This is a genomic window from Morganella psychrotolerans (assembly GCF_001676055.1).
Taxonomy (GTDB): domain Bacteria; phylum Pseudomonadota; class Gammaproteobacteria; order Enterobacterales; family Enterobacteriaceae; genus Morganella; species Morganella psychrotolerans_B.
The window spans coordinates 1-7,253 of the sequence record NZ_LZEX01000021.1; the positions used below are offsets into that span (position 1 = coordinate 1).

Genomic DNA, 7,253 nt, shown 5'->3' on the forward strand with positions numbered 1-7,253 from the left:
CTATCCGGTTAATTTAGAGTATAGATCTTTCTATGTTTCTAGTCAGATGGGGGATATCGCGAAATGTAGGCAGTTTTTTTAAGATCTCATTATGCTCTTCAAGTTGCGCGATTTTCTTTTTTAATTCACGAATTTCAATCTGCTCAGGCGTCATGGGTGACGCTTTCGGTGAAATACCCTTGCGTTCTAGCTTGAGTTGCCGGACCCATTTGTCCATGGTTGATTTACCAACACCCATCGCGTTGGCGGCCTCGAGCACGGAATAGTTTTGGTCAAGCACCAGTTGAGCCGCTTCAAGTTTGAATTCAGCACTGAAAAGCCGTCTTATTCGTTTTGCCATAATTGTCACCTATCTGTTTGTGAGGTGATGATATCACCTCTGAGTTGGTGACCAAATTAACTATGCCACTACAACCTGCGTGCTTCCTGTTTTCCATCCATACATCGTTAACTCCGCCAATAATATAGTATGCGCCTGAATGTTTTCCACAGGTCACCAAGTCACCTTCTCGCGCACCAGCAACACCGTACCACTGGAATGTATTATCACCTGTCAGAATATGACCTCCGCATGTAGTTGAGTCTCCTACACGTAAAAAATATCCAACTGCCATATATCACCTCTAATTTATTGAAGTAAATGAATTGAAATATTCTCTTTTTCCGATGTTGTATGGCTCATGGTGTACCCTTGATTGTCAGTTGTTCCATGATAAGAGTTGCCGTTTACGTTATGCATTATGTACTTGCAATCACACAAAGGGTTGCCAAAATCATCGGTACACAAATACCTTATATGATGCCTTGTTGTGTCTGAGATATTATTAATGCCTGATGTCAGCTTTTCTTTAATTAACTGAACACTTTTCAATGGTGAGGATTCAATGTCCGACTTATATACATCAACTGTATTACTTCCTGAAAGACAGCCGCAACTAACCATTGATCCGTGAACAGCTTGAAGTTTCCCATGATTTAGAAAGCCTTGCTGCCCAGAAACGACAGTGCCTGGCTGACCACACTTAGGACAGGGTGTTGTCGGATCGCCCACTCTTAAAGCTTGTTTATTAAAGCATGTGACCGTTTGTATAGTTGCAATGCAGGTGGCACCAGTGGTGGTTTTGTCTCCATTTAAGGCCATTGCCTTACCCATGATGATGGGCCTGACTCCAGACATAACACCTACAATGTGTGATATGTTAGTTTTATATAATATATTAAATAGAATAATATATTAATATAATGTATTAATCTAACCATTAACAACCAAATCATTACAATTCACCATCTTTCCCTGTTCATTTCTACTAGGAATTTCGCCGTTCGCACACCTCATGTTTTACTGGTAAAGGTCACCATTCATAGCCGATCTACTTAATTATCAGAGAAACTCATGAGCACTAAAGAAAAAAAACCTTGAATTGCTATACAACGCCTGGCTGTCGCGTTCTGTATCCTGGGAGTTTGGTTGTGAAGATGAGCGAAAAACCCAATGCCGTGATTGGGCTGAGTCATCTTTAGAAAGCATCACTGATGCCGAAGAGTTCGACCAGGATGAAGCCGATTACATCGTGGATGATGAGCTCACGCACTGGACGGAATAACTTCGCCTAACCCCTTCGTCACCGTAACATCTAATGTGACAATGAAGGGGTAAACAAATCAAACAGGCAAATTGTTATGAGCAACATGCCCCAAGACGAACTGAGCGCTATCGCACTGTTCAACGACATTGGCCGAAATGAAGTCACTGCTCGTTTTGATATGCTGAGCGCAACCGCACAAGTGCGTTTCGATGAGAGCTATCGTATACACGGCACCATGCCCGTCGGTTTTACCGCTCTCAATTTCATGACCGCTGATGAGCAGAAGCAGCGCCACCAGCTCTTGCTGGCGATACAGTTATGTACCGATCCCCAAGCTGAAGCCCACGACCGTATTAAAGCCAGGCGAGCAGAAATGAAAAGAAAAAACCATGTCGTTACCACTGGGTAAGCTTCAGCACGCGTTGCTGCACGATATCGTTATCCAGCAGGCTGGAAAATGGTGGCCGGGTTGCCAACTAACCGTGCAGACACTGAGCCGTAGCCGGATCATTCTGGACGCTTTGGTTGTCCGGAAACTCCTAACCCATGAAGGCAGTTGTCATTATCAGGTCACAAGTCTGGGTCTGAAAATTTTCTCTCAGACCGGACATGAGAAAGTGCGTTAAACCTCTGGATTTGGGCGCTGTTTTACAATAGAGTAAACATAACGAATAGGTGGAATATGTCTCATCTTACTGGTGTGATTTCGAGTGTAATTCAGGATCTAGATACAATCGGCGAAAGGATTAATTCAGCCATTAATAAAGCTTCTTCCGACGCAGAAATTCTATTGCTGGAGGATGCGTTAATATCACTGTCTGAAACCCGAACTCGCCTGCAAGGCAAAGCGCCGGTAAACCAGGTTAACGCCAGTGTGACCCGGATCCACCCATTACCATAACCAGCCTAATATTGCTTGAGGTGACCAAAGATCATGTCAGACCAACTACCTGCAAACGAAACTGAACCTCTGGTGCCGAAAGCTAAAGTCCCTTCAGCCCACCTGGAGACGCTATTTAACTACCTGGTTAAATGCATCAAAGAAGACGGGGCACCCCCAACTTACGATGAAATCGGCAAAGCGTTGGGTTATTCAAAAGGACTGGTCGCCCGGCGTGTGAAGCAGCTGCATGAGCAAGGCCGTATCGTTATAGATGGAGAGAAAACCACGGCCAGGACTATGCGCATTGCTATTGGGCAGGGCTATGATGAACTGGTTGATAAGGTGTACCTGACAGAAGATCGCAAAGCCATTATTAAAGCGGTGAAAAGCATGATGAAGCGCACCGGCATCGGTCCTTCTATCAATATGCTGGCGCATGAGCTCGGCTTTTCGAACAGCAAGACAAAACGCCACGTTGAGTACCTGGATAAAAACGAATTACTCCGATACAGCCCCGAACTGGGTGAAGTTATTGCCACTGAACCAGGTGACTACGAGCCAAAACCAAATGCGTAATGGTGGGCTCTACTTTCGCTTTTTCCACTATGCTCTGCTGATCTGTCTGTTGATTGGATGCATTCTTTTTGGCAGGGCGCTCATCTCTATCTACTGGCCGGGGTATTGGGTTCCAGCTGATGCCTGGTATGCCTTCGGGATAGTGCCGGGTGTTTGGCTCGCGCCTCTGATTGGGCCGATTATCTTCATATTCCTTTCTTCGCTTTATCGCTATTTCGGGGTATTGGTGATGACAACCTGCATCGCCTGCGCCGGGGTGGCTTTTTTCGTCCTCAAATCGTAGTGCTTTCCCTTCCTGCACCTTGAAAAAGACACTCTTCTTCTGAATCATAAGAGCCTCACAATCGATCGTTCGCGTATCGTGGGGGTGTGCGATTTACCAGATCGGTGCGCCTTATGCGGTTTGGCGCATGTCATCAAGAGGGTACACGATGAAACACAAGGTTCTTGCGCTGGTGGGCGCACTAGGTCTGTTGGCCGGTAGCGTAATGGCTGCACCACAGTTCAACCCGAATTCAGTCTATGCAGGCAAAAATGAGCAGCCTGCGGCACAGCCTGGAACACCAACCCAGAACGGTGAAAAGGGGAGCGTCACCGTTCTCCGCCTAAACAGCTACGCACACCTGGGGGAATTCACCGTGCCGGAGGGGATTCAAAAGGCAAGCGTTGAGCAATTCAACAACAAGGTTTACGTCCTGTCAGAGAAACCAGACAAGCGCCTGGCCGGATTGTGGATCGGCCGCGATACTAACGGAAAGGAGGGGCTCTGCGGGTATATCAACAACAGCATGCGCATACAAAAATGCTACTTTATTTTATATAGGGAAAAGTAGTATGCCAGCCCTTACTATTTGAGTGGGGGCTCTACTATTTCCCCCTGCCTGGTCCAAGCACTTTTCCGAAAATGTTCTCATCCTCTAATTCTGGAGGGTATACCAATGCTATAAACTCTTCCAAGGGATGGCCTGATATTGATTTTGTTGTATTGAGTGATAGTCCTTCATTTTCCTTCATGAATTCCATTAAGTGTTGGAAGGTTGTGTAGGCCAATACATCAGAAATAAAGGTAATTTCTGAAGTTTCAACACTCATTTCAACGTGAAATTTTCCGTTTTTAGGTCTGGGATCTGGTGATGCATTAACAACTTGCGTTTCGATATACTTTCCTTTCGAATAATAGCGCTTATTTGGGGCATTATTCATGTAATTAACTATATTTTCGCACTCTTTTTCCATGATCTTTAAAACACCAGCATCTATATTATCGCTTACTATTTTTAGATTCACATTAACGCGGAATTTCTCAATTAATGTTGTCAGCAATGTCAGGGCGCTTATTAAATTATTTTGTAGTAACTGCGAATGCAATAACTCTTTTTTTATCGGAAGGGCCAACGAAATCTTTATATGATTCAGTGTATATTGCTGAGTATATAAAATTGAGACTAAACTCTCTAAATAAAGATGCAACCAAGTTAACGGCATTGGTTTTCTGTGTGTCATCTAATTCAGCCATGTGCAGTTTATTTGACTGGTTTAAATTGAGAGTGCTTAATCCTTCACTTATCCTGATTTTTAATTTGGGCAGATCCCAATCATCGATAAGGAAGCCAGCCATTACACCAAGCCCATCACGAGGCTTTGAGTTTGAATAACCTTTATCGCCTGACTCATCTATAAAAAAAAAATTTCGTTGTATCGTTCATGTACACTCTCATGTAAATAAATATATTGTTAAAGATGCAATCCAATACGCTTACCATTCGGTAGCGTTACATCAATAGAAAGCTCGCCGCCTAAAGCTTTTATATAACGTTTCAACGTAGATAACTTTGGATCGTTATCAACATTCTCAAGCTTGGCAATAGAGGGTTGTGAAACGCCAAGGGACTTGGCTAATTCTGACTGGGAAAGATTGAGTTCCTCACGAATTTTAGCCAGCGTTATTTCCCTACGGATCTCTTCCGCACGCGCTTCAATTTTAGCCAACGCCTCTGGGGATTGTTTTGCAAGTAGTTCATTTAAAGTGGACATGTTATTTCTCCTGCTCTAATAGATGCGCTGAGTATTCAGCGTCGGCCATCTTGATTAACTTCTTATAGAAACGCGTTTCGTCTTTTCCTTTCTTATCACCAGCACATAACACAATGCCACGGCGGATAGGGTCAAATGCAAAACACGCTCTAATCGGATGACCACCAACCTGAATTCGCAGTTCCTTCATATTGGGAAACTGCGAACCTTTCAGTGTATCGACCTGGGGCCGACCAAGGTTTGGGCCATCTTCACGTAAAATCATGAGCACCGCCAACACTTCAATTTGAGTTTCCTCATTCTGTTCTTCGAACCATGAATCGAAGAGGTCTCTCGTTAATATTTCCCACATAAATAAATATAACCTCCGAGTTATAATGAATTTTATAGCCTTGAGGTTATATTGTCAAATATATGACAATCACATTGCTGTCTTTTATATTATAATATTTCGGACACTTGAAAAACATATTGAAATAGTGTCTATTAATTCGATATTTTTAATTAAAAGACACTTATTGTCCGATAATGATTTAGGAGACACAATTTGCGCCTATTTGGGTATGCTAGGGTGTCCACCAGCCAACAATCTCTTGACATTCAGACGAAAGCGTTAATTGAGGCGGGAGTGGCAAAGCACCGTTTATTTACAGACAAGGAGTCAGGAAGTCACATTAATAGAGAGGGGTTACAGTTACTCAAAGTTAAAGTCGAGAAGGGTGACATTATTCTCGTGAAAAAATTAGACCGTCTTGGCCGTGATACCGCCGACATGATCCAACTAATTAAAGAATTCGACTCAATGGGTGTGGCTGTTCGTTTTTTGGATGATGGTATAAGCACTGAAGGCTCAATGGGAAAAATGGTGGTCACCATTTTATCCGCAGTCGCTGAAGCGGAGAGACAAAGGATTCTGGAGCGAACAAATGAGGGTAGGCAAGAAGCGTTACTCAAAGGCGTGAAATTTGGCCGCAAGCGGTCCGTTGATCGTGAGAGAATTTTAAAGATGAGGGAAAGCGGATTAGGTGGTACTGCAATTGCCAAAGAAATGCAGATCGCGCGATCAACCGTTTATAAAATACTTGAAGAGGTCAATACTGATGATATAAATCACGCAGAAAAGTGAATTATTGGTGATATTTGAAATTAATAATAAATTGGCTTGAATTAATTAAATGAATATAGATTAAGGATGTGTTTGCATGTCAGAAGAGGGCAATAAATATTTTAAGGGTGGTGAGCCAACATGGGCCAATGCATGTGTGGGGGAAAATGGGAATCCTTCATATACTGAGTATTACAAAGGATACTCTAAAGCAGCTAATGTCTTACTTGATGCTGTAATCTCAGATAAGGGAGTGCGTCTGTGGTTAGACGATTTTATATATCCAATATGTTTTAACTTCAGGCACTCTATCGAATTAAGATTGAAAGATATTTGTCAGCATTATATTAGTGAAATCTTTACCATTAAAAATACACCTTTTAGCTTTGACCATACTGGATCTCACGACATAGGAATTATTTGGGAGTTCGTTAAACAAAAGGCAGTTATTGCAGAAAGAAATTCAGAAAGGTTTATAGAAGAGATTGATGAATTTATAATAGAACTATCAGCCATTGATGCGACAGGGCAAGTTTTTAGATATCCATTTTCAAAGAGAAACGAAAAACACTTGGTGAGGGAAAGCATCATTAATGTCATTGACCTTAAGACACAATTTAATAGGGTTGAATCCGTGCTTGATAAATTCTCTAACTTTATGTCCGAGGCATTAGACAACTATGGATTGGGATACTTTTCTGGTGATTTATCAAGAAATGATCTAATTGATATCGCCAATCATCTTCCTGATAGAAACACATGGCGCGAGCATTATTCAAACAGGTTAGAGAGTCGCTAAAGTCAAAATATGCGTTAAGCAACAGGGCATTCAGTAAGGCTATAGCTGTTATCGAAAACACACATGATTTAGCTAAAATGATTGGTTTGGAATTGCCATTATACGGATGTGATAAAGATACTGTAAGACTCGCCTTTCTGATGCGGTAAGTGTCAAGGTAGTTGTCACCCTTTGTTAATTTAGGCAGCCTGTTTTTCCCGCTCAGGATTCAGGGTGACGGTCTCTTTTCTTTGCCAGTTCCGGGTATCTCCGGACCACCGTTCGGGATGG

Annotated in this window: 12 protein-coding genes and 1 pseudogene; 7 read left to right on the plus strand and 6 right to left on the minus strand. The window is 42.6% G+C overall.

The annotated features are described in order from the left end of the window. Positions 1-73 precede the first annotated feature (73 nt). From AYY17_RS11875 to AYY17_RS21300, 3 genes and pseudogenes are all read right to left on the minus strand, one after another. A pseudogene (locus AYY17_RS11875) lies at positions 74-325 on the minus strand (transposase); the annotation flags it as partial. After that, the gene (locus tag AYY17_RS21295; protein WP_082981382.1) at positions 306-614 is read right to left on the minus strand and encodes a PAAR domain-containing protein; all 309 of its coding nucleotides are present in this window, start codon (positions 612-614) and stop codon (positions 306-308) included. The gene AYY17_RS21295 and the pseudogene AYY17_RS11875, both read right to left, overlap by 20 nt. A 14-nt stretch (positions 615-628) precedes the next feature. Continuing rightward, complete coding sequence (locus AYY17_RS21300) at positions 629-1,153, minus strand: PAAR domain-containing protein (RefSeq protein ID WP_235845372.1); 525 nt, start codon at positions 1,151-1,153, stop codon at positions 629-631. A 527-nt stretch (positions 1,154-1,680) separates the two neighbouring features. Between AYY17_RS21300 and AYY17_RS11880 the strand changes: the two genes are divergently transcribed. The 5 genes from AYY17_RS11880 to AYY17_RS11900 all read left to right on the plus strand — a co-directional run bounded on the left by AYY17_RS11880 (position 1,681) and on the right by AYY17_RS11900 (position 3,878). Next, a complete protein-coding gene (locus AYY17_RS11880) occupies positions 1,681-1,995 on the plus strand; it encodes a hypothetical protein (protein ID WP_082981384.1) in 315 nt (104 codons plus the stop codon). Next, on the plus strand, positions 1,976-2,212 hold the full coding sequence (locus tag AYY17_RS11885; protein WP_067423943.1) for a hypothetical protein: 237 nt from the start codon (positions 1,976-1,978) through the stop codon (positions 2,210-2,212). Before AYY17_RS11880 ends, AYY17_RS11885 begins: the two co-directional genes overlap by 20 nt. A gap of 56 nt (positions 2,213-2,268) precedes the next feature. Beyond that, positions 2,269-2,487, plus strand: a complete 219-nt coding sequence (locus AYY17_RS21590) for a hypothetical protein (protein WP_109910747.1) — start codon at positions 2,269-2,271, stop codon at positions 2,485-2,487. Positions 2,488-2,520: 33 nt separating this feature from the next. After that, a complete protein-coding gene (locus tag AYY17_RS11890; RefSeq protein WP_067423945.1) occupies positions 2,521-3,045 on the plus strand; it encodes a LexA family protein in 525 nt (174 codons plus the stop codon). Between the two features lie 431 nt (positions 3,046-3,476). Further along, the gene (locus tag AYY17_RS11900; RefSeq protein WP_067423949.1) at positions 3,477-3,878 is read left to right on the plus strand and encodes a hypothetical protein; all 402 of its coding nucleotides are present in this window, start codon (positions 3,477-3,479) and stop codon (positions 3,876-3,878) included. A 34-nt stretch (positions 3,879-3,912) separates the two neighbouring features. Here the strand turns inward: AYY17_RS11900 and AYY17_RS21735 are convergent, their stop codons facing one another. From AYY17_RS21735 to AYY17_RS11915, 3 genes are all read right to left on the minus strand, one after another. Continuing rightward, on the minus strand, positions 3,913-4,530 hold the full coding sequence (locus tag AYY17_RS21735) for a hypothetical protein (protein WP_067423951.1): 618 nt from the start codon (positions 4,528-4,530) through the stop codon (positions 3,913-3,915). Positions 4,531-4,779: 249 nt separating this feature from the next. Next, entirely contained in the window at positions 4,780-5,079 is a 300-nt protein-coding gene (locus tag AYY17_RS11910) for a helix-turn-helix domain-containing protein (RefSeq protein ID WP_067423953.1), read from the minus strand. A 1-nt stretch (position 5,080) separates the two neighbouring features. Further along, on the minus strand, positions 5,081-5,431 hold the full coding sequence (locus AYY17_RS11915; protein ID WP_067423956.1) for a type II toxin-antitoxin system RelE/ParE family toxin: 351 nt from the start codon (positions 5,429-5,431) through the stop codon (positions 5,081-5,083). 195 nt (positions 5,432-5,626) lie between these two features. On the opposite strand from AYY17_RS11915, the gene AYY17_RS11920 reads away from it, so the two are divergent. Together AYY17_RS11920 and AYY17_RS11925 are read left to right on the plus strand one after the other, a co-directional pair. Then, entirely contained in the window at positions 5,627-6,205 is a 579-nt protein-coding gene (locus tag AYY17_RS11920; RefSeq protein WP_067423959.1) for a recombinase family protein, read from the plus strand. A 76-nt stretch (positions 6,206-6,281) separates the two neighbouring features. Beyond that, positions 6,282-6,983, plus strand: coding sequence for a hypothetical protein (locus AYY17_RS11925; RefSeq protein WP_067423960.1), 702 nt, complete (start codon positions 6,282-6,284; stop codon positions 6,981-6,983). The last annotated feature ends 270 nt before the right edge of the window (positions 6,984-7,253 follow it).